Below are 19,204 nucleotides of genomic sequence, written 5' to 3' on the forward strand. Positions count from 1 at the left end.
CTAGGCGGCGGCGCGGGCCTTGCGGCGCTCGCGGAACGTCTCGATGATGATCGGCAGGATCGACAGCACCACTATTCCGATGATCATCGCTTCGAGGTTGTTCTTCACGAACGGGATGTTGCCCAGCGCGAAGCCCAGCAGCGTCACGCCCGCGGCCCAGGCCACACCGCCGATGATGGAGAACGTGAAGTACTTGCGGGCGTCCATCCGGCCCACACCCGCCATCGCGGTGATGAAGGTCCGCACGATCGGCACGAACCGGCCGAGAACGATCGCCTTGGTGCCGTAGCGCTCGAAGAACTCGTGCGTCTTGGCGACGTACTCCTTCTTGAACAGCCGCGAGTTGGGCTTGTTGAACAGCGCGGGCCCGGCCCGGTAGCCGATCCAGTACCCGACCACGTTGCCCAGCACCGCGCAGATCACCAGCAGGATGCAGACCAGCCAGATCGGGGTGCCGATGGCACCGGTCGCGACCGCGAGGCCCGCGACGAACAGCAGCGAGTCACCGGGCAGGAAGAACCCGACGAGCAGCCCGCACTCGGCGAAGATGATCAGGCACACGCCGATCAGGGCGAACGGGCCGAGAGCACGGATGATGTACTCGGGGTCCAGCCATTCGAGCAGGCTGGCCTGGTTGGCGGTGGCAGAGGCGAGGACGCTCGTCACGGTTGTCAACGGTACAGGGGCATCCTGTGTGCCCGGTCAGAGGATCGTGATGATGGCGGCGACCACACCCGCCGCCAGTCCGAGGCCCACCGCCAGCAGCAACACCCACCGGCCCGCGGGCTCCCGCCGGGCGGTCCGCTGCGCGGAGGGCTGCCACTGCGGGGCCACGGTGGGGTAGGCGGTGCCGGAGGAGTTCACCGCCTGCGCCCGCAGCGCCTCCTTCAACAGGCGCTCCGGGTCTTCGCTCATCGCTCCTCCAACAGGTCGAGGGCCAGCAGGGCCGCCCCGAGGCAGCCCGCGGTGTCACCCAGCTCCGCGAGCCGCAGTTCCGGCCGCCGGTGGAAGGTAACCAGTTCATCCAGCCTGCGGCCCAGCGGTTCGGTCAGCAACGCGCCCGCCCTGGCCAGCCCGCCGCCGAGGATGACCGCCTGCGGCCCGAGCAGCGCCGCCACCACCAGGATGCCCTTCGCCAGCGCCTCGACGGCCTCCGCCCAGATCTCGGCTGCGATCGGGTCGCCGTCCCGCATCGCGGCCACCACATCCGCCGCACCGGGAACGGTCCTGCCCGCGCGCTGCGAGTACCGACGGGCGACCGCGGCCGAGGACGCCACCGCCTCCAGACAGCCGGTCGAGCCGCAGCCGCAGGGCTCGCCGTGCCCGACGTCGATATGGCCGATCTCGCCACCGAAGCCGTCCGCGGAGTACATCCGGCCGCCGAGCAGCAGCGCGCCCGCGATGCCGGTACCGATCGGCAGCACGACCGCGTCGGTGAGTCCCCTGGCGGCGCCCAGCCTGGCCTCGGCCAGACCCGCGGCCCGCACGTCGTGGCCGAAGGCGATCGGCAGGCCGGTGCGTTCGGTGAGCAGCGGCTGGAAGGCCACGTTCCGCCAGCCCAGGTTCGCCGAGAACACCCCGGTGCCGGTGGCCTCGTCGACCACGCCGGGCACCACGACGCCGACCGCCGTGACCGGGAAGTCGAACTGGCTGCGGAACGACTGGACCGTGGCGACCACCGAGTCAACGACGGCCAGCGCGGTGGCCATGCCGGTGTCGGCCTTGGCGGTGGGGATGCGGTGCTCTCGGAGCACGGTCGTTCTGCCGTTGTTCGCGCTGACGAGCGCCGCTTTGGTGTCGGTGCCGCCGACGTCGACCGCGATCACGTACCTGGTGTTGGCCACGTCTGGAAATCTTGCGCCGGCTTCCGCCGCAGGTCGAGAGCTGAACCGTTATGAAAGGGCGAAACCGCGGAATCAGCCGGAATTCAGCCCGCCATGATCTTCTGCAGCGCGTCCAGGGCCCGGCTCGCGGTGGACTTCACCGTGCCGCGGGAGATGCCGGTCGCGTCGGCGATCTCCATTTCGGACAGCCCTCCGTAGTACCGCAGCACCAGCACCTCGCGCTGCCGCGGCGGCAGCTTGCCCAGCGCCGCCACCACGGCCTGGTGCTCGGCGGTCAGCATCGCCAGCGACTCCGCCGAGCGGGCCGTTGTCGCGTGCGGGGGCGTGTAGTCGCGGGCGGTTTTGCGCCTGCGCAGCACCGAACGGCTGCCGTTGACCACCGCGGTGCGCAGGTACCCGACCGCCGCGGCCGCATCGCGCAGTTGCGCCCAGTGCCGGTGCAGCCCGGTGAAGGCCTCCTGCACGACGTCCTCCGCGGTGGCCGCGTCGTCCACCAGCAGCACCGCGAGCCGAACCATCCGCATCCGGTGCTGTCGGTACAGGTCTTCCAAGGTCAGTGCCGGGGTCGGTGCCGCGGCGGGCTCGGCGTCGAGCGTGCGGATATGGCCGAGCGTGCGCTCCACCGTCTGCTCGACCGGCTCGACTTCCTGTCCCACCGTGGTCCACCCCTCTTTCACGAGGACGACCTTACCCACGTCAGGTCGCAGCGGTCTCGCGTGTTCTGGTAAAGACACCCGCGTCGGGTCTGGCGGAGGAGGATCAGTGGCACGGTTCACGGTGGAGTGGGTTTTCGCGGTCGACGCCGAGGAGCGCAAGAAGCACGTCGAAACGCACCGGGCGTACCTGCGGGGACTCGCCGCGGAGAACAAGGTGCTCGCCGCGGGCCCGTACCTCGACCAGCGGGGCGCCCTGCTGGTCTACGACGTGGCTGATGAGGCGGAACTGGAGCGGGTGCTCGCCGAGGACCCGTACACGGCGGCGGGCGTGATCGGAGAGACCACGATCCGTGAATGGAATCCGGTCACCGGCTGCTGGGTGCGGTGAGGTTTCCCGGAAGGGGCACACCTGCCCTTGTGTGCCCCTCACCGAGATAACTGCCATGACCGACCAAAATCACGGTGCGGCCACGGTACTCCAGGTAGTTGATCACGTACGGTTGGTGATAGCCGCTGTTAGGACGCCTCCGGTCCGGCGTGGACTGTCCTATTTGGGCCGTTTCCGCTGGTAGATCAACGGCTCGGATCGCGGCGAGCCCAATCGGTTTCGAATTTATCTCCCTGTGATCTGTCGACACGGGCGTAAAAACTCATCCCATCGTGTGATCGAACCCACAGGACGGCGTTTTCGCGCGATTGCGCCGTGGCAAATGCGGAGTGGCCTACGGGAGTGCGGTCCTGAGCGCTCAGAATCCGGCGCGTGACGAGGTGGTCCTGTGAAACTGAGGGTGACATCTCTTTCGCGATTCCGAGAAATGCACCGTGCGGCCCGATCCCGCCCGGTACGCGGCCGCACAGGCGAGGCTTCCGCTCCCCTGATGACGTTGGCCGCTGCGGAATGCAGTCGCCCGATACCGTGAGTTCCGCAGGTAAAGACAACTGCGCGAAGTTGCAGGCAAAAGCGACTAAAAGCGCCGCGATGGTTGGAAGTCGATATAGTCGCCGCTCCGAAAATACCGCGTCGGATATTCGTGCCCGGTATTTCCGGCATTGTCGACCATCGGGGTCCGCATCAGCACCAATGCCACCGCCGGCGGCTGTAACGACACACGATACGAGGTGGGCGCCGGGTACTCCGGCGCCCACCTCTCGCGCAAATGCTCAGTCCTGAACGGTCACGCCGCGCCAGAACGCGAGGTGATCCTTGATGTTGCCCGCTTCGGCTTTGGGCTCCGGGTAATACCACGCGGCGTCCGGGTTCTCCTCCCCGTCGACGACCACGGTGTAGTAGCTCGCCGTTCCCTTCCACGGGCACACGGAGTGGGTTTCCGAGGCGCGCAGGAACTTGTGATTGACCGATTCCGGTGGAAAGTAGTGGTTTCCCTCGACGATGACGGTGTCCTCACTCTCCGCGAGGACCTTTCCGTTCCAGGTGGCAGTGGCCATGTCACCGAGTATCCACGGCTTTCCCGGGTCGGACCGGTCGATCTTCGCGGCCTGGCCCAGAGGGGACAGCGAGGTGCGGCAGCGGCTTAGGATGCACCACATCGCAGCACAGCGCTGCAACCAGCCGTCGCGCTGCCTGAGGAGGACGATTCGATGCCCATCGCCAGCCCCGAGGTCTACGCCGAGATGCTGGACCGGGCGAAGGCGAACGAGTTCGCCTACCCCGCCATCAACGTCACGTCGTCGGAGACGCTCAACGCCGCGCTGCGCGGCTTCGCGGAGGCCGAGAGCGACGGCATCATCCAGGTTTCCACGGGTGGGTCCGAGTTCCTGTCCGGCACCAAGCTCAAGGACATGGCCACCGGCGCGGTCGCGCTGGCCGAGTTCGCCCACGTGGTGGCCGCCAAGTACCCGGTGAACATCGCCCTGCACACCGACCACTGCCCCAAGGACAAGCTGGACGGCTTCGTCCGCCCGCTGATCGCGGTGTCCGAGGAGCGGGTCGCCCGCGGCGAGAACCCGCTGTTCCAGTCGCACATGTGGGACGGCTCGGCGGTGCCGCTGGAGGAGAACCTCCAGATCGCCACCGATCTGCTGGACCGCTGCGCCAAGGCCAACATCATCCTGGAGATCGAGGTCGGTGTGGTCGGCGGCGAGGAGGACGGCGTCGCCAACGAGATCAACGAGAAGCTCTACACCTCCGCCGACGACTACCTGCGCACCGTCGAGGCGCTGGGCGCGGGTGAGAAGGGCCGCTACCTGCTGGCCGCCACCTTCGGCAACGTGCACGGCGTCTACAAGCCGGGCAACGTCAAGCTGCGTCCGGAGATCCTCAAGCAGGGCCAGGAGGTCGTCGCCGACAAGCTTGGGCAGCCCGCGGGCGCCAAGCCGTTCGACCTGGTCTTCCACGGCGGCTCCGGCTCGCTGCTCGAGGAGATCCACGAGGCGCTGTCCTATGGCGTGGTCAAGATGAACATCGACACCGACACCCAGTACGCCTTCACCCGTCCCATCGCGGCGCACATGTTCAGCAACTACGACGGTGTGCTGAAGATCGACGGCGAGGTCGGCAACAAGAAGGTCTACGACCCGCGCAGCTACCTCAAGGCCGCCGAGCAGGCGATGGCCGCACGCGTCGCGAAGGCCTGTGAGGACCTCAAGTCCGCCGGTCGGATGCTCGCGGGCTGATCAACCGCGGATACGACGAGCAGCGGGAGAGCCGTCCACCCCCAGTGTTGCCGCGGCCGGCTCTTCCGCTGCTTCTTCTTCCGGCACTCCCCGATCTACACTCCCTGAACAGTGTTCAGGTGGGTCGTCGCCAAAGTTACTTGGGCGGTGTTCAAGTATCAAGGCCGTGGCCCCGGCGAGATGCGATCGAAACCCGGGTTGGAGCTCGACGATGCCGTTGCGCAAGGCCGATGTCATCAACGCGGCGCTGGAACTGCTCGACGAGACGGGGCTGGACGATCTGAGCACCCGGCGGCTCGCCGACAAGCTGGGTGTCCGGGCGGGCGCGCTGTACTGGCACGTCGAGAACAAGCGCGTGCTCCTCAACGCGGTGGCCGAACGTATCCTCGGCGAGGCCCTGCCGGTGGCGCCCCTGACAGGCCAGTGGCACGAGCAGGTCGCGGGCCTGGCCCGCGGGCTTCGGGCGGCCATGCTCAACCACCGCGACGGGGCCCGGCTGATCGTCGGCTACGCGGCAGGCCCCAACGCACTGCTGTTCATGAACGCCATGATCGGCGCGGTCCGCTCCGGCGGGGCCGCGCTGGATGTCGCGGGCTACGGCGCCGACATGGTCACCAGCCTGGTGACCGGCTTCGTGCTCCAGGAGCAGACCAGGGCCCAGCACCAGGACTGGGAGGGCCTTGAAGAATCGGGGCAGGAGATGAGCTTCGAGGACTACCCTCACCTCGGTGAGTGGATCGGCATGCTGCAGGAAACCGATAAGGGCGATCCGGTGGAGAACCAGCGCCTGATGTTCGACGCCGAACTCGAGTTGGTGCTGGCGGGGCTGCGCGTCAGGATGAACGGCTGACGATCGCCCGATAGACCCAGCACACAGACAGCGCTGTCCGGCAGGATGTCGGGCATGAGCTTGCACGGCAACCTTCTCGGCCCCGAACCCACCCAACTTCCCGAGCGCCCGCAGCCGCAGGCGGATCTCGACGGCGGCGCCGACCCGACCGAGGTGGCCAGGGCGCATCCCGACTTCTGCGCGGCCTGGGCGGCGCTGGCCGAGCGTTCGCTGGAGACCGGTCAGGACGTGTCCGCCTACGCCTTCGCCCGCACCGGCTACCACCGGGGGCTGGACCAGCTTCGCCGGGCGGGCTGGAAGGGCCACGGCACGGTGCCGTGGTCGCACGCTCCCAACCGCGGCTTCCTGCGGGCGCTGGCCGCGCTGTCCAAGGCGGCGGAGTCGATCGGCGAGGACGACGAGGCCAAGCGGTGCCGGGACTTCGTAGCCGACTGCGACCCGGAGGCGGCCCGCCTGCTTGGTCTGGCCTGAGCGCACCCCATCTGCCATGGAGGCGGCATGAGCGACCTCGCGGTACCACCGGAGAAGATCAACGAACTGCCGCTGGACCCTCCCGGTGAGGAGCCCGGCGGGAGCAACTACTACTCGTTCCGCACGGTGTGGCGGACCCGCGGCACGGTCGCGGAGATCCGCGACATCTTCGCCGACCCGACCGAAATGCCGCGCTGGTGGCCGTCGGTCTACATCAACGTCGACCAGCTTGAGCCGGGCGACGATGACGGTCGCGGCAAGATCATCTCGCTGTACACCACCGGCTGGCTGCCCTACACGCTGCGCTGGCGCTTCCAGATCGTGGAGATCGACGACCGGCGCTGCGTGTTCCGGGCTTGGGGCGACTTCGTCGGCACCGGCAGCTACGAGCTGACCCAGCACGGCGACGAGGTCGAGGTGGTCTGGGTCTGGCGGGTGCTGGCGGACAAGCCGCTGCTCCGGCGCTTCTCCCGCCTGCTCAAACCGGTCTTCGCCGCCAACCACGAATGGGCCATGCGGCAGGGCCTGAAGGCACTGCGGCTGGAGCTGTTGCGGCGCAGGGCCACCACGCCGGAGGAGCGGTGGGCGGTGCCGGCCCCGGCGCCCCGCACCAACGCCCTGCCTGGCCTGCTCGCCGCGGGCGCCGCCGCCATGCTGCTGCTCGTCCTGCGGTTGCGCCGCCGCCAGGCGGGCTGAACGCTCCACCGCGCGGTGTTGCGCGACGAGATGCACCGCTCCTGGCCGCACGCGAGGCCAGGAGCGGCTCGTCCGCGGTGAGCCGCCGCGGCGACCTGCGTTGATCCGGGAGAGGACCCGACCGCGATCGACCGGGCCATGGTTCGACCCACTGGAGCGGCATCCGCACTTGGTGCCGGGGCCTTGAGACCGGCCGGGCCCGCTTGCACACCGGGCGCCTTCGGCTTCTCGCGGTCTCGGCCCGGCTGAGTTCGCCGACGGGATGGTCTGCGTCGCGATCACGTGCCTGAAAGGTGAGAACCTGGCACATTGAGCGCGTGCGGTCACTGAAGGATCAGCTGCAGTCCCGGTACCAGCGGCTATCGCGGTCCGCGCTCCCCATCCTCCAGTGCGCCGTCGCCGCGGGCCTTGCCTGGCTGGTGGCCACCGAGCTGGTCGGCCACGCCCGTCCGTTCTTCGCCCCGATCGCGGCCGTGATCAGCATCGGCGTCTCCTTCGGCCAGCAGCTTCGCCGCGTCGTGGAGCTCATCGTGGGGGTGGCCGTCGGCATCGCCATCGGCGACCTGGTGATCAGCGTGATCGGCTCGGGAACCTGGCAGATCATCCTGGTGGTGGCCGCCGCGATGACGGTGGCGGTCATGCTGGACCGCGGCTCGGTGATCGTCATGCAGTCGGGCACTTCCGCGGTGCTGGTCGCCACCCTGCTGCCGCCAGGAGCGGCGGGCGGACTGGACCGCTTCGTGGACGCCATGGTCGGCGGCGTGATCGGCCTGCTGGTGTTCTCCCTGCTGCCCGCCAACCCCATCCGCGTCGCGCACCGCCACGCCAGGGTGGTCCTCGGCGAACTCGCCGACGCGCTGGGCGGCGTCGCCGACGCCATCGCTTGGGACGACCCGCGCCAAGCCGCCGAGGTGCTGTCCAAGGCCCGCAGCACGCAGGCCGCCGTGGAGCAGGCGTATTCGGCGCTGGCCTCCAGCAGGGAGATCGCCACCTTCGCCCCGCTGCGCTGGCCTCGCCGCCGCGAACTGGACCGTTACCTGGAGGCCGCGGTCCAGGTGGACCACGCGCTGCGCAACACCAGGGTGCTGGCCCGCCGGACGCTGGCGGCCCTGCGCGACGGCGAACATGTGCCCGCCGAACTCGCCTCGGTGCTCCGCCAGGTGGCCAAGGGCGTCCTCGTGCTCCGCGACGACCTCGCCGCGGGCGAACCACCCCTGCGCGCCCGCCGCGTGATCACCGCCGCCGCCGGCCTGATCGGCGCCCACCTCGCCGACGACGACGGCTTCTCCACCCGCGTCGTCTATGCCCAGGTCCGCTCGATCATCATCGACCTGCTTCGCGCCACCGGCGCCACCCGCGAGGAGGCCATCGCCGCCCTCCCCGCCATCAACACCTGACCCCCGACTTGGTGTCCTCAGTCTGAAAATGACGACGTTATATCTGGACTTAGGACACCAAGTCGGAGTTTGGACGCTACCCGAGTGGGCGGGTGGAGAGGTTCACCAGCAGGGTGTGCATGACCTCGTGGTCGCGGGGGTCGTGCAGCCTGCACGACGCTCCGGTCACGGAGTACCACTCCGACGTCCCGGGATAGCGAACCGTGGCGCGGAGGTTGCCCTCGCTGTCACAGGTGGTGCGCAGTTCCAGGTCGCCGGAGACGGTGCCGACCTCGTCGGTCAGCACGCCGGGCACGGTCTTGACGGTGGAGCTCAGCTCGGCCATGCCCGCATCTTTCAGGAGGAGCAGGTGTTCAGCATGCTCTGCAGAGCGGACTTCTCCGCGGACTGGAGCTTGAGGCCCCAGTGGTACTTGGTGCGGATCCACATCTTCGAGTAGGTGCAGTGGTAGCCCGTCAGGGACGGCTTCCACGCCGAGGGGTCCTTGTCGCCCTTGGCCTGGTTGACGTCGTCGGTGACCGCGATCAGCTGCGGGCGGCTCAGGTCGTTGGCGAAGGACTGGCGCGTGCTCGTGGTCCACGAACTCGCACCGGAACGCCAGGCCTCGGCCAGCGGCACGATGTGGTCGATGTCCACATCGGACGCCGCGTGCCAGGTCGCGCCGTCGTAGGGGCTGTACCAGCTGCCCGAGGTCGCGGCGCAGCTGCTGTCGGTGACGACGCCGCTGCCGTCGCGCTTGAGCACCGTCTCGCGGGTGTTGCACGCGCCCGAGATGGTGATCCAGTGCGGGAAGAGGTCGCGGGAGTAGCCCGTCATGGAGCCCTCGGTGGCCACGGTCAGCGCGTTGAGCTCCGCCTGGGCCGTGGACTTGCTCGGGATGTTGGGCGGGGTGGCGCTTGCCGGGCTGCTGGCGGTCGCCGCGAGTGCGGCGGCCATCAGCGCGGCGGGCAGGACGCGGCGCAGGATACGGGTGGCGAGCAAAGCAGCCTCCGGATGTCCTTGCAGCCCAGGGCAACCAGCGGTCTGCGAAGCCTGACCGTCGCGCAGCCCCAGCTCTGCGAGTGACGGATGGGACTTATCGACCGTCCGCCATCACAGTTGCGTCAGACGGACCGCCTGATGTCGCGCACATGGATTGATCTATAAGACTCAGTAACCATTACGAGCTGGGCTCGGGTAATGATTTTCCTGGTTGCCAAACCCTCACGTCCAGCCGAAAAGTGTTTCGCTATAAGGCCATTCGGGTTATGCGTGTTTGGCGGGCCCGCGCGCCAGCCGAAGATCCTCGGTGTGGCGATACCACGTCCAGCGCTCCATCGGCCGCGGATGCGCCATCCCGTCCGAGAGGACGGTGGCCGGTTCGCAGCCGATCTGCACAGCGCGCCCGCGGGCCTCCGACACCCGCGTGCCGAACAGCTTGCGGCGCGTCACCCGCACCGCGACACCCGCCGAATCCGGCCGGACCTCAAGCCGGTCGGCAGGCCCGCGCAGCACCACTTCGTCGTCGCAGTAGGCCACGCCCTGAACTGGCCCAATCACGCCAAGGCCGAGCAGCACGCCGCCGACATCGTCCCGAATCACCGGAACAAGATCAGGATCGCCCGACCGGGCGATCTCCACGGCCTCCGGGGTGGACTGTGGCAGGCCCCACAGCCGGGCGGCCGGTGATTTTGCCCGCGCGGGCACGAAACCCACCACAACCTCGCTCAACAGCTCTTTTCGGAGCAGTCGCAGCACCACGCAGGCCAGGTCAGCATCGGTTCCGAGCACCACGAGACGGCGACCGGCGAGCGTGGCGAGCACCGGGTCGACGGTGTCCCGACCGGGCAGCGCGGACACCTCGGTCACCGCGAACCGACTACTCTCCGTCAACAAGTCGTACGCTGTGTCCCCGACGGTGTTTCCGCAGGCCAATGCGACCGTGTCCACACAAGACTCCTGGATTACCCTCGTGCACCGGCATCTCACCCAGTAGCCGGCTCGGCCCTGGGTCACGGCTGACAACGGGGAGTCTCACATTGCCTGCGATCGTCGTCATCGGAGCCCAGTGGGGCGATGAGGGCAAGGGTAAGGCCACCGACCTGCTCGGCGAGCAGGTGCAGTGGGTCGTGCGATACCAGGGTGGCAACAACGCGGGCCACACCGTCGTCCTTCCCGACGGCCAGGACTTCGCCCTGCACCTCATCCCGTCCGGCATCCTCACCCCCGGCGTCACCAACGTGATCGGCAACGGCGTGGTGATCGACCCCGGTGTGCTGCTGGAGGAACTCGCGGGCCTGGAGGGTCGCGGCGTGGACACCTCGCGGCTGCTGCTCTCCGCCGACGCGCATCTGATCATGCCGTACCACGTGGCCATCGATAAGGTCACCGAGCGCTACCTGGGCAAGGCCAAGATCGGCACCACCGGTCGCGGCATCGGGCCCTGCTACCAGGACAAGGTCGCCCGCGTCGGGGTGCGCGTGCAGGACCTGCTGGACGAGAAGATCCTGCGGCAGAAGGTCGAAGCCGCCCTGGACTTCAAGAACCAGGTGCTGGTGAAGGCCTACAACCGTCGCGCGCTGGACGCGGACGAGGTCGTCGACAAGGTGCTGGAGCAGGGAGCCCACTTCTCGCACCGCATCGCCGACACCCGCCTGCTGCTCAACCAGGCGCTGGAGCGCGGCGAGAACGTGCTGCTGGAAGGCTCGCAGGGCACGCTGCTGGACGTCGACCACGGCACCTATCCCTTCGTCACCTCCTCCAACCCGACCTCCGGCGGCGCCTGCGCGGGCTCGGGCATCGGCCCCACCCGCATCACCACGGTGGTGGGCATCCTGAAGGCCTACACCACCCGCGTCGGCTCCGGCCCGTTCCCGACCGAACTGCACGACGAGTCCGGGGAGCGGCTGCGCAAGACCGGCGGCGAGTTCGGCGTCACCACCGGCCGCTCCCGGCGCACCGGCTGGTTTGACGCGGTGATCGCGCGCTACGCCTCGCGGGTCAACGGCATCACCGACTACTTCCTCACCAAGCTGGACGTGTTGTCCGGGCTGGAGAAGGTGCCGGTCTGCGTCGCCTACGAGGTGGACGGGCAGCGGGTCGAGGAGATGCCGATGACGCAGACCGACCTGCACCACGCCATCCCGGTGTACGAGGAGTTGCCCGGCTGGTGGGAGGACATCAGCCGCTGCCGCGACTTCGACGAGTTGCCCGCCAACGCGCGGTCCTACATCGCACGGCTCGAGGAGCTTTCCGGCGCGCGCATTTCCGTCGTCGGCGTCGGCCCCGGCCGGGAGCAGACAATCGTGCGGCATTCACTCGTCGGCTGAATTTTGCGTCAATTATGTCTGTGCGGCGGTGTCGAACTCCGGTTCGTTGACACCGCCGCCGCCCCGTGTCACGATCGACTCGTGAATAAGCGCTGTGATCTGGTGGCGCGGCTGCACGTCGACCTCCGACGGCAGGCCAGCGCGGTCTGTTGCGCTTCTTGATCGCCCGCTGACGCAATCGCGTCTGCTGTGGCCCGCATCTCTTTTCTGTTCGGCTGAGTTCCAGCTCGCCGGATTCTTTGGCACTCCCTTTTGTCGCATTCATCGCGCGCATTTCCCGGCGTATCCGCGCGCCATTGTGTGAGGAGCCAAGGTGTCGACGACACCGCTGTTGGAAAAGCCTCCCCCGACCGTTCCCGCCACCCCCGTCACCATCCCCACTCCCCGGCGCGGCCTGCCCGGCTGGGCGCTGCGCTGGCTGAACCCGCTGGGCATCCTGGCGGCCTGGCAGTTCGCGAGCGGTACGGGCTTGCTGCCCGCCGACAAGCTGGCGGGCCCCGACGCGATCCTGCTCGCGGTCTGGGACCTGACGCTCAGCGGCGACCTCCCGGAGGCCTTCGCCGTCTCGCTGCGGCGCGTGCTGATCGGCTTCGCCATCGGCGCGGCGGCCGGGCTGCTGCTCGGCTTGGCCTCGGGCCTGTCCCGGTGGGGCGAGGTGCTCCTCGACCCGCCCGTGCAGATGCTCCGCACGTTGCCGTTCCTCGGCCTGATCCCGCTGTTCATCCTGTGGTTCGGCATCGGCGAGCCACCCAAGATCGCGCTGGTCGTCCTCGGCGTGAGCCTGCCCCTGTACCTGAACGTGCACGCCGCGATCAAGGGCACCGATATCCGTCTGCTGGAGGCGGCCACGGTGCTCGGTCTCACGCCCGTCGAACGCATCCGGCACGTGGTGTTCCCCGCCGCGCTGCCGCAGACCCTGGTCGGCCTTCGGCAGAGCCTGGGCATCGCCTGGCTGTCGCTGATCGTCGGCGAGCAGGTCAACGCCGAAGCGGGTCTCGGCTACCTGATCAACAACGCCAGGGACTTTCTGCGCACCGATGTGATCGTGGTCGGCCTGCTGGTCTACGCCCTGCTGGGCCTGGCCACCGACGCGCTCGTCCGGCTGGTGGAAAGGAGGGCACTGCGGTGGCGACCCCAGCTGACTCCGGCCTGAGCAATGCCGTGGAGATCCGGGGCCTCACCAGGGCTTTCGGCCCGCGCACGGTGTTGGACGGCCTGGACCTGACCATCGCCCGCGGCGAGTTCGTCGCGCTGCTGGGCCGCAGCGGCTCGGGCAAGTCCACCCTGCTGCGCGCGCTGGCGGGCCTGGACGAGGCGGGCCGGGACTTCACCGCGACCCGGCTGTCGGTGCCCGGCTCGGTCGCGGTGGCGTTCCAGGAGCCGCGGCTGCTGCCGTGGCGCCGCGTCTGGCAGAACGTGACCCTCGGCCTTCGCCCGGCGGGCCGCGCGATCGCCAGGCAGGCCTTGGACGAGGTGGGACTGGCGGGCCACACCGACGCCTGGCCGCTGACCCTCTCCGGCGGTGAGGCCCAGCGCGTGTCGCTGGCCAGGGCGTTGATCCGGCGGCCCGAACTGCTGTTGCTGGACGAGCCGTTCGGCGCGCTCGACGCGCTGACCCGCCTGACGACGCACCACCTCGTCGCCGACCTGTGGCAGCGGCATTCGCCCGCGGTACTGCTGGTCACCCACGACATCGACGAGGCACTGACCCTGGCCGACCGGGTGCTGGTGCTCGGCGGTGGCCGGATCATCGCCGAGCACACCGTGCACCAGCCGCGCCCGCGGCGCCGTTCGGCGCTGTCCGGTCTGCGCGGGCAGCTGTTGGCCGACCTGGGGGTGAGCGATCATGCGGCGGCGTAGGCGGCTGGGCATCGCCGCGATGGTGGTGATGCTGACCGGCATCTTCGGAGCGGGCTGCGGCGCCGAAAAACCCGCGCCGGACCGGACCGTGCCCGCGGCGGTGGGCGCCGGGGAATTGGCGAAGGTGACGCTGCGAGTCGGCGACCAGAAAGGCGGCGACCGGTCGCTGTTGGTGGCGGCCGGGCAGCTTGACGACCTCCCGTACCGGATCGAGTGGTCCACCTTCGCGTTCGGGCCGCCGCTGCTGGAGGCCGCCGCCGCGGGCGCCATCGACATCGGCACCGTCGGCAACACCCCGCCGATCTTCGCCGCCGCTGCCAAGGCGAAGGTCTCCGTCGTCGGCGCCACCCGTAACCAGGTCAAGGGCGACGGCATCCTGGTACCCGCGGGCTCCGATCTCCGCGACCTGGCGGGCCTGCGCGGCAAGACGATCGGCGTCGCCAAGGGAAGCTCGGCGCACGGCGTGCTGCTCAACGCACTGAAGAAGGCAGGCCTGCGGCCCACCGACGTCACCATCGCCTACCTCACCCCCGCCGACGCCTACGCCGCGTTCACCCAGCGGCGGATCGACGCCTGGTCGGTGTGGGACCCCTACACCTCGCAGGCGCTGCTCCAGGCGGGCGCCCGGCAGCTTGTCGACGGCACCGGACTCAGCAACGGCTACGGCTTCCACGTGGCGAGCAACGCCGCGCTGGCCGACGCCGCCCGCAACACCGCGCTGAAGGACTTCCTGATCCGCCTGGCCAAAGCGGAGCGGTTCGCCGACGCCCACCGCGGTGAGCGGTCGGAGGTGTGGTCGCGGGAGACGGGGCTGGCACCTGAGGTGGCCAAGGCGGCGGCCGACCGGGGCATCGCGCTGCCCACCCCCCTGGACGACGCGCTGACCCAGTCCCAGCAGCAACTTGCCGACGCCTTCGCCGACGCGGGGGTGCTGCCCGGCCGCATCCGCTTCGCGGACTTCGTCGACACCCGGTTCGAACAGGACGTGCACGCACAGAACGGAGTTGGCCGATGAGCATCACCCTGCACTGGTTCCTGCCGACCGCGGGGGACGGCCGCGGGGTGGTGGACGTGTTCCACTCCGCCACCGAGCGGTCATCGTCGGTGGCCCGCGACCCGGACATCGACTACCTGGCGCAGGTGGCCAGGGCCGCAGAGCAACAGGGCTTCACCGGGGTGCTCACCCCCACCGGCACCTGGTGCGAGGACGCCTGGCTGACCACGGCGGCCCTGCTCGCGCACACCGAGCGGCTGAAGTTCCTGGTGGCCTTCCGCCCCGGCGTGCTGTCACCGACGCTGGCCGCCCAGATGGCCGCCACCTACCAGCGCATCTCCCGAGGACGGCTGCTGCTCAACGTGGTCACCGGCGGCGACGCGCTCGAGCAGCGGCGTTTCGGCGACTGGCTGGACCACGACGAGCGGTACGCGCGCACCGACGAGTTCCTGGAGATCGTCCGCGCCACCTGGACCGGGCGGCCGCTGGACTTCGACGGCCGGTACTACCGCACCGCGGGCGCCACCGTGGCGCTGCCGCCGGACCCGGTGCCGCAGGTGTACTTCGGCGGCTCCTCCGCTGCGGCGCTTCCGGTCGCGGCCCGCCATGCCGACGTCTACCTGACCTGGGGCGAACCGCCCGCGCAGGTCCGGGAGAAGATCGAGGCGGTGCGCACACTCGCCGCCGACCACGGCCGCGAACTCCGGTTCGGCATCCGCCTGCACGTGATCAGCCGCGACACCTCCGAGCAGGCGTGGGCCGAGGCCGACCGGCTGCTCGCGGGCCTTGACCCGGCCGCGATCCGGCGGGCGCAGGAGAAGCTTGCCGCCAGCGAGTCCGTCGGCCAGCGGCGGATGGTGGCGCTGCACGGCGGGAGCAGCGCCAACCTGGAGATCCACCCGAACCTGTGGGCAGGCATCGGCCTGGTCCGCGGCGGGGCGGGCACGGCGCTGGTCGGCAGCCACGCCGAGGTCGCCGAGCGGATCGCCGAGTACCACTCGATCGGCATCGAGGAGTTCATCTTCTCCGGCTACCCGCACCTGGAGGAGGCCTACTGGTTCGGCGAGGGCGTTCGCCCGCTGCTGGCCGCGAAGGGCCTGCTCAGTCCTGCTGCTGAGCCCGCCAGCTCACCAGCGGCAGTTGCATGAACCGCCCGTCGGGGATGTCGGCGAAGCCGTACCCCCGGTAGAGCTCATGGGCATCCGCGGTGGCCAGCATGACCCTGCGGACCCCATAGCCCTTCGCCCGGTCCAGCGCGGCCTCCACCACGGCCTTGCCGATCCCCCGGCCGCGGTGGCCGTCCAGCACGAACACATCCGCCAGCCAGGCGAAGGTGGTCCGGTCGGTGACCAGCCGGGCGAACCCGATCATCGCCCCGTCCTGGTCATAGACGCCGAGGCAGTCCGAGTTCTCGATCGACCGCTCGACGGTCTCCCGCCCGACGCCCTTCGCCCAGTAGGACTCCTCGCTGAGATACCGGTGGACCACATCCACGTCGATGCGGCCCCGGTCGTCACTGATCTCGAACTCCGCCACCCCAGTCCCTCCCGAAAGTTCCGGTCAGAGCTCCACCCTAAGCGCCGGTGTCCCTCAGGGAGGCGCCGACAGGGCGAGCAGCGTCGACAGGTGGAGCAGGTTGCAGGCGCCCAGCTCGCAGGCCAGCAATGCGCCGAGGTCGCAGGGGTTGCAGTCGCAGTCCCGGCAGCGCTTCTTCCGTTGACGGTCGTCGATCCCCGCCGAGTCGGCGTCCGGCTCCTTCACCGCTCCGCCCGGAAGCGTGATGTGACGTGCAAGAACCGACATCACATCACGCCATCCCGTTGGTGTGCGGGCGATCTGCGGATCAGGCTGCGTGACGAAGGGAGTTGCCGGCCTCGACCGCGGTGTCGGGGTTGTCCGAGAACAGTCCGTCGATGCCGGTCTTGAGGAAGACCTCGTACTCGGCGAAGGCGTTGCCGTAGGCGGCCGGGTCCGTCGACGAGCGGTGGTCGGCGGGCAGGAAGCTGTTCTCGTTGCGGAACGTCCACGGGTGCACCACCAGCTTCGCCGCGTGCGCGTCGGAGACCAGGGTGGTCGGCTTGGTGAGGAAGCCCTTGGCGTCGCGCGGGATGATCAGGGCCTTCTCCGGGCCGAGACCCGAGGCGTAACCCGCGATCTCCTTCAGGCCCGCGGGCTTGATCAGGTCGGCGTAGGTGCGCTTGTCACCAGCCACCACGAAGTCGTAGGGCGCGCCCGCCGCGGAAACCAGCTGCACCAGCGGCACCCGCAGCTGCTTGCGCAGCTCCTTGAGGTTGCTCACCTCGAAGGACTGCACGAACACCTTGGCCCTGGGGTGGTTGAGGCCGTTGCGGTTGAGGGCCCGCACCAGCGCGGGTTCCAGCGGAAGCTTGATCTGCTGGAAGTAGGTGGGGTGCTTGGTCTCCGGGTAGATGCCGATGTCCCGGCGCAGCTCCCTGGACAGCTTCTTGGCCAGGTCGATGACCTCTTGGAGCGTCGGCACCTGGTACCGGCCGTCGTAGAGGGTGTTGCGCGGCCGGATCTGCGGGATGCGTTCCTTGGCGCGCAGCGTCTTGAGCTCGGCGAGCGTGAAGTCCTCGGTGAACCAGCCGGTCAGCGGAGAGCCGTCGATGGTCTTGGTGACCTTGCGGTCGGCGAACTCCGGCCGCGCCGAGACGTCGGTGGTGGCGCTGATCTCGTTCTCGTGGCGGGCGACGAGCACACCGTCCTTGGTGGACACCAGGTCCGGCTCGATGTAGTCGGCGCCCATCCGCGCCGCCAACTCGTAGCTGGCCAGCGTGTGCTCGGGGCGGTACCCGGAGGCGCCGCGGTGGCCGACGACGACGAGACCCACCTTCTCGCCGGAGGCGGCGGGAGCGGCGGAGGCCGAGATCAGCGGCACACCCGCGAGCAGGGTCGTGGTGGCGAGAGCGGCGATGGCAAGCCGGGACATGCCTCTCAGCCGTGAAGTGGACGACACAGGTCAGCCCCTCTGTTCTGGTGAAATCGGGCAGCCGGCCCCCAGCGGTCGGCGTACCAACTCTTTCCGCAGAGTGCGACCGTGCGCTAGCGGCCCGATGGCGGAAAGACGACGGTGTGGTGAACGGCAACCGTGCAGGTGGTAACGGATTCGCAACGCCGCCGCTACGCATAACGGTTGAACCAGGTGACCCAGAGGTGGTAGCGCCGGTCTTCCCGCCTCCGTCTACTCTGGCCATTCGTGCGCGTCCTCGTGATTGGGTCCGGAGCCCGGGAACATGCCATCGTGTTGGCGTTGTCCCACGATCCCGCGGTGACGGCGCTGGCCTGTGCCCCCGGCAACGCGGGCACCGCAGCGCTGGCCGAGCCGCTGGGTGTCGACATCACCCAGCCCGCCGCCATCGCCGCCGTCGCCACGGCCTGGAAGGCCGACCTTGTCGTGGTCGGACCCGAGGGCCCACTGGTCGTTGGCGCCGCCGACCTGGTCCGACAGGCGGGCATCCCCTGCTTCGGCCCGTCGGCCGCCGCGGCCAGGATCGAGGGCTCCAAGGCCTTCGCCAAAGACATCATGACCGCGGCGGGCGTGCCCACCGCGCGCAGCGAGGTGGTCGACAACCCGGCCCGCCTGGACGCCGTGCTGTCCCACTTCGGCTCCCCGTACGTGGTCAAGGACGACGGGCTGGCGGCAGGCAAGGGCGTGGTGGTCACCTCCGACCTGGAGCGGGCCCGCGCGCACGCCTGCTCGCTGCTGGACGACGGGCACCCGGTGCTGCTGGAGGCCTTCCTGGACGGCCCGGAGGCCTCGCTGTTCTGCCTGGTCGACGGCACCACCGTGGTCCCGCTGCTGCCCGCGCAGGACTTCAAGCGCGTCGGCGACAACGACTCCGGCCCCAACACCGGCGGCATGGGCGCCTACGCGCCGCTGCCGTGGGCCTCACCGGACCTGGTGGCCGAGGTGGTCAACAAGGTCGTGCAGCCGGTGGTGGAGGAACTGGATCGCCGCGGCACCCCGTTCTCCGGTCTGCTCTACGCGGGTCTCGCCCTGACCGGCGACGGGCCGCAGGTCATCGAGTTCAACTGCCGCTTCGGCGACCCCGAGACCCAGGCCGTGCTGTCCCTGCTCCGCACCCCGCTGGCCGGGCTGCTGCTGGCGGTGGCCAACGGCACGCTCGCCGAGCAGCCCGCGCTGGAGTGGGACCCGGGTGCCGCGGTGACCGTGGTGGTCGCCGCCGAGGGCTACCCCGACCTGCCGCGCACCGGCGACGTCATCACCGGCGCGGAGTCCGATGGCGTGCTGCACGCGGGTACCCGGCGCCGCGATGACGGCGCGATCGTGTCTGCGGGCGGCCGGGTGCTGTCGGTCGTCGGGCACGGCGCGGACCTCGCCAAGGCCCGCGCGGACGCCTACCGACGGATCGAGGGTGTGCACCTGACCGGCTCGCACCACCGCACCGACATCGCCGAGCGCGCGGTGCAGGGCAAGGTGTCCGTTCCCGGCAGCTGAGCTCGAAGTGGCAG

At 69.5% G+C, this 19,204-nt stretch carries 24 protein-coding genes; 13 read left to right on the forward strand and 11 right to left on the reverse strand.

All coding sequences use genetic code 11. From position 1 onward, the window contains the following. The 4 genes from ACU6XJ_RS11390 to ACU6XJ_RS11405 all read right to left on the reverse strand — a co-directional run bounded on the left by ACU6XJ_RS11390 (position 1) and on the right by ACU6XJ_RS11405 (position 2,521). On the reverse strand, positions 1-666 hold the full coding sequence (locus ACU6XJ_RS11390) for a VTT domain-containing protein (protein ID WP_476309530.1): 666 nt from the start codon (positions 664-666) through the stop codon (positions 1-3). A 36-nt stretch (positions 667-702) separates the two neighbouring features. After that, positions 703-915, reverse strand: coding sequence for a hypothetical protein (locus ACU6XJ_RS11395; RefSeq protein ID WP_476309532.1), 213 nt, complete (start codon positions 913-915; stop codon positions 703-705). Beyond that, positions 912-1,844: an ROK family protein gene (locus ACU6XJ_RS11400; RefSeq protein WP_476309534.1), complete on the reverse strand. Its 933-nt coding sequence runs from the start codon at positions 1,842-1,844 to the stop codon at positions 912-914. Before ACU6XJ_RS11400 ends, ACU6XJ_RS11395 begins: the two co-directional genes overlap by 4 nt. Before the next feature lie 83 nt (positions 1,845-1,927). Beyond that, positions 1,928-2,521, reverse strand: a complete 594-nt coding sequence (locus ACU6XJ_RS11405; protein ID WP_476309537.1) for a SigE family RNA polymerase sigma factor — start codon at positions 2,519-2,521, stop codon at positions 1,928-1,930. An 85-nt stretch (positions 2,522-2,606) separates the two neighbouring features. Here ACU6XJ_RS11405 and ACU6XJ_RS11410 point away from each other — a divergent pair, with 85 nt between their 5' ends. Beyond that, positions 2,607-2,888, forward strand: a complete 282-nt coding sequence (locus ACU6XJ_RS11410) for a YciI family protein (RefSeq protein WP_476309539.1) — start codon at positions 2,607-2,609, stop codon at positions 2,886-2,888. Positions 2,889-3,661: 773 nt separating this feature from the next. Here ACU6XJ_RS11410 and ACU6XJ_RS11415 read toward each other — a convergent pair. Then, entirely contained in the window at positions 3,662-3,946 is a 285-nt protein-coding gene (locus tag ACU6XJ_RS11415; RefSeq protein ID WP_476309542.1) for a DUF427 domain-containing protein, read from the reverse strand. A 153-nt stretch (positions 3,947-4,099) separates the two neighbouring features. Between ACU6XJ_RS11415 and fbaA the strand changes: the two genes are divergently transcribed. From fbaA to ACU6XJ_RS11440, 5 genes are all read left to right on the forward strand, one after another. Next, the gene (gene fbaA, locus ACU6XJ_RS11420; protein WP_476309544.1) at positions 4,100-5,134 is read left to right on the forward strand and encodes a class II fructose-bisphosphate aldolase; all 1,035 of its coding nucleotides are present in this window, start codon (positions 4,100-4,102) and stop codon (positions 5,132-5,134) included. A gap of 211 nt (positions 5,135-5,345) precedes the next feature. After that, positions 5,346-5,984, forward strand: coding sequence for a TetR/AcrR family transcriptional regulator C-terminal domain-containing protein (locus tag ACU6XJ_RS11425; protein ID WP_476309547.1), 639 nt, complete (start codon positions 5,346-5,348; stop codon positions 5,982-5,984). Between the two features lie 45 nt (positions 5,985-6,029). Then, positions 6,030-6,455 (forward strand): DUF3151 domain-containing protein, encoded by a 426-nt coding sequence (locus tag ACU6XJ_RS11430; RefSeq protein ID WP_476309550.1) that lies wholly within the window; start codon positions 6,030-6,032, stop codon positions 6,453-6,455. Positions 6,456-6,482: 27 nt separating this feature from the next. Further along, on the forward strand, positions 6,483-7,151 hold the full coding sequence (locus tag ACU6XJ_RS11435; RefSeq protein WP_476309552.1) for an SRPBCC family protein: 669 nt from the start codon (positions 6,483-6,485) through the stop codon (positions 7,149-7,151). 317 nt (positions 7,152-7,468) lie between these two features. Then, the gene (locus ACU6XJ_RS11440) at positions 7,469-8,548 is read left to right on the forward strand and encodes an FUSC family protein (protein WP_476309555.1); all 1,080 of its coding nucleotides are present in this window, start codon (positions 7,469-7,471) and stop codon (positions 8,546-8,548) included. A 76-nt stretch (positions 8,549-8,624) separates the two neighbouring features. Here ACU6XJ_RS11440 and ACU6XJ_RS11445 read toward each other — a convergent pair whose 3' ends face one another. The 3 genes from ACU6XJ_RS11445 to ACU6XJ_RS11455 all read right to left on the reverse strand — a co-directional run bounded on the left by ACU6XJ_RS11445 (position 8,625) and on the right by ACU6XJ_RS11455 (position 10,477). Next, positions 8,625-8,873 (reverse strand): hypothetical protein, encoded by a 249-nt coding sequence (locus tag ACU6XJ_RS11445; RefSeq protein WP_476309558.1) that lies wholly within the window; start codon positions 8,871-8,873, stop codon positions 8,625-8,627. A gap of 11 nt (positions 8,874-8,884) precedes the next feature. After that, positions 8,885-9,484, reverse strand: a complete 600-nt coding sequence (locus ACU6XJ_RS11450) for an HNH endonuclease family protein (protein ID WP_476313940.1) — start codon at positions 9,482-9,484, stop codon at positions 8,885-8,887. Positions 9,485-9,793: 309 nt separating this feature from the next. Beyond that, positions 9,794-10,477: a hypothetical protein gene (locus tag ACU6XJ_RS11455; RefSeq protein ID WP_476309560.1), complete on the reverse strand. Its 684-nt coding sequence runs from the start codon at positions 10,475-10,477 to the stop codon at positions 9,794-9,796. Between the two features lie 89 nt (positions 10,478-10,566). On the opposite strand from ACU6XJ_RS11455, the gene ACU6XJ_RS11460 reads away from it, so the two are divergent. The 6 genes from ACU6XJ_RS11460 to ACU6XJ_RS11485 all read left to right on the forward strand — a co-directional run bounded on the left by ACU6XJ_RS11460 (position 10,567) and on the right by ACU6XJ_RS11485 (position 15,858). Beyond that, positions 10,567-11,856 carry an adenylosuccinate synthase gene (locus ACU6XJ_RS11460; RefSeq protein WP_476309562.1) on the forward strand — a complete coding sequence of 430 codons (1,290 nt, stop codon included), beginning with the start codon at positions 10,567-10,569 and terminating at the stop codon, positions 11,854-11,856. A gap of 81 nt (positions 11,857-11,937) precedes the next feature. Further along, positions 11,938-12,018, forward strand: a complete 81-nt coding sequence (locus ACU6XJ_RS11465; RefSeq protein ID WP_476313942.1) for a putative leader peptide — start codon at positions 11,938-11,940, stop codon at positions 12,016-12,018. Between the two features lie 151 nt (positions 12,019-12,169). Continuing rightward, positions 12,170-13,009 (forward strand): ABC transporter permease, encoded by an 840-nt coding sequence (locus tag ACU6XJ_RS11470; protein WP_476309563.1) that lies wholly within the window; start codon positions 12,170-12,172, stop codon positions 13,007-13,009. Further along, the gene (locus ACU6XJ_RS11475; protein ID WP_476313944.1) at positions 13,006-13,716 is read left to right on the forward strand and encodes an ABC transporter ATP-binding protein; all 711 of its coding nucleotides are present in this window, start codon (positions 13,006-13,008) and stop codon (positions 13,714-13,716) included. The genes ACU6XJ_RS11470 and ACU6XJ_RS11475 overlap by 4 nt, the downstream gene beginning before the upstream one ends. Beyond that, positions 13,703-14,731 carry an ABC transporter substrate-binding protein gene (locus ACU6XJ_RS11480; protein ID WP_476309566.1) on the forward strand — a complete coding sequence of 343 codons (1,029 nt, stop codon included), beginning with the start codon at positions 13,703-13,705 and terminating at the stop codon, positions 14,729-14,731. Before ACU6XJ_RS11475 ends, ACU6XJ_RS11480 begins: the two co-directional genes overlap by 14 nt. Next, the gene (locus ACU6XJ_RS11485) at positions 14,728-15,858 is read left to right on the forward strand and encodes an LLM class flavin-dependent oxidoreductase (protein ID WP_476309569.1); all 1,131 of its coding nucleotides are present in this window, start codon (positions 14,728-14,730) and stop codon (positions 15,856-15,858) included. The genes ACU6XJ_RS11480 and ACU6XJ_RS11485 overlap by 4 nt, the downstream gene beginning before the upstream one ends. Here ACU6XJ_RS11485 and ACU6XJ_RS11490 read toward each other — a convergent pair. Genes ACU6XJ_RS11490 through ACU6XJ_RS11500 form a run of 3 tightly spaced genes read right to left on the reverse strand, consistent with a single transcriptional unit; the run spans position 15,812 to position 17,660 of the window. Further along, positions 15,812-16,246: a GNAT family N-acetyltransferase gene (locus tag ACU6XJ_RS11490; protein ID WP_476309572.1), complete on the reverse strand. Its 435-nt coding sequence runs from the start codon at positions 16,244-16,246 to the stop codon at positions 15,812-15,814. The two genes, ACU6XJ_RS11485 and ACU6XJ_RS11490, sit on opposite strands and share 47 nt — an antisense overlap. 54 nt (positions 16,247-16,300) lie before the next feature. Next, a complete protein-coding gene (locus tag ACU6XJ_RS11495) occupies positions 16,301-16,513 on the reverse strand; it encodes a hypothetical protein (RefSeq protein ID WP_476309575.1) in 213 nt (70 codons plus the stop codon). A gap of 40 nt (positions 16,514-16,553) precedes the next feature. Next, on the reverse strand, positions 16,554-17,660 hold the full coding sequence (locus ACU6XJ_RS11500; protein ID WP_476309577.1) for a glycerophosphodiester phosphodiesterase: 1,107 nt from the start codon (positions 17,658-17,660) through the stop codon (positions 16,554-16,556). Between the two features lie 267 nt (positions 17,661-17,927). On the opposite strand from ACU6XJ_RS11500, the gene purD reads away from it, so the two are divergent. Then, the gene (gene purD, locus ACU6XJ_RS11505; RefSeq protein ID WP_476309580.1) at positions 17,928-19,190 is read left to right on the forward strand and encodes a phosphoribosylamine--glycine ligase; all 1,263 of its coding nucleotides are present in this window, start codon (positions 17,928-17,930) and stop codon (positions 19,188-19,190) included. Positions 19,191-19,204 lie beyond the last annotated feature (14 nt).

Source organism: Actinorectispora metalli (assembly GCF_056323685.1).

Coding starts and splice junctions, on each gene's coding strand:
- ACU6XJ_RS11430 (WP_476309550.1), top strand. CDS start 6,030: ATGTCGGGCATGAGCTTGCACGGCAACCTTCTCGGCCCCGAACCCACC.
- ACU6XJ_RS11485 (WP_476309569.1), top strand. CDS start 14,728: ATGAGCATCACCCTGCACTGGTTCCTGCCGACCGCGGGGGACGGCCGC.
- ACU6XJ_RS11495 (WP_476309575.1), bottom strand. CDS start 16,513: ATGTCGGTTCTTGCACGTCACATCACGCTTCCGGGCGGAGCGGTGAAG.
- ACU6XJ_RS11450 (WP_476313940.1), bottom strand. CDS start 9,484: ATGGCCGCCGCACTCGCGGCGACCGCCAGCAGCCCGGCAAGCGCCACC.
- ACU6XJ_RS11435 (WP_476309552.1), top strand. CDS start 6,483: ATGAGCGACCTCGCGGTACCACCGGAGAAGATCAACGAACTGCCGCTG.
- ACU6XJ_RS11415 (WP_476309542.1), bottom strand. CDS start 3,946: ATGGCCACTGCCACCTGGAACGGAAAGGTCCTCGCGGAGAGTGAGGAC.
- ACU6XJ_RS11500 (WP_476309577.1), bottom strand. CDS start 17,660: ATGTCCCGGCTTGCCATCGCCGCTCTCGCCACCACGACCCTGCTCGCG.
- ACU6XJ_RS11445 (WP_476309558.1), bottom strand. CDS start 8,873: ATGGCCGAGCTGAGCTCCACCGTCAAGACCGTGCCCGGCGTGCTGACC.
- ACU6XJ_RS11425 (WP_476309547.1), top strand. CDS start 5,346: ATGCCGTTGCGCAAGGCCGATGTCATCAACGCGGCGCTGGAACTGCTC.
- fbaA (WP_476309544.1), top strand. CDS start 4,100: ATGCCCATCGCCAGCCCCGAGGTCTACGCCGAGATGCTGGACCGGGCG.
- ACU6XJ_RS11480 (WP_476309566.1), top strand. CDS start 13,703: ATGCGGCGGCGTAGGCGGCTGGGCATCGCCGCGATGGTGGTGATGCTG.
- ACU6XJ_RS11395 (WP_476309532.1), bottom strand. CDS start 915: ATGAGCGAAGACCCGGAGCGCCTGTTGAAGGAGGCGCTGCGGGCGCAG.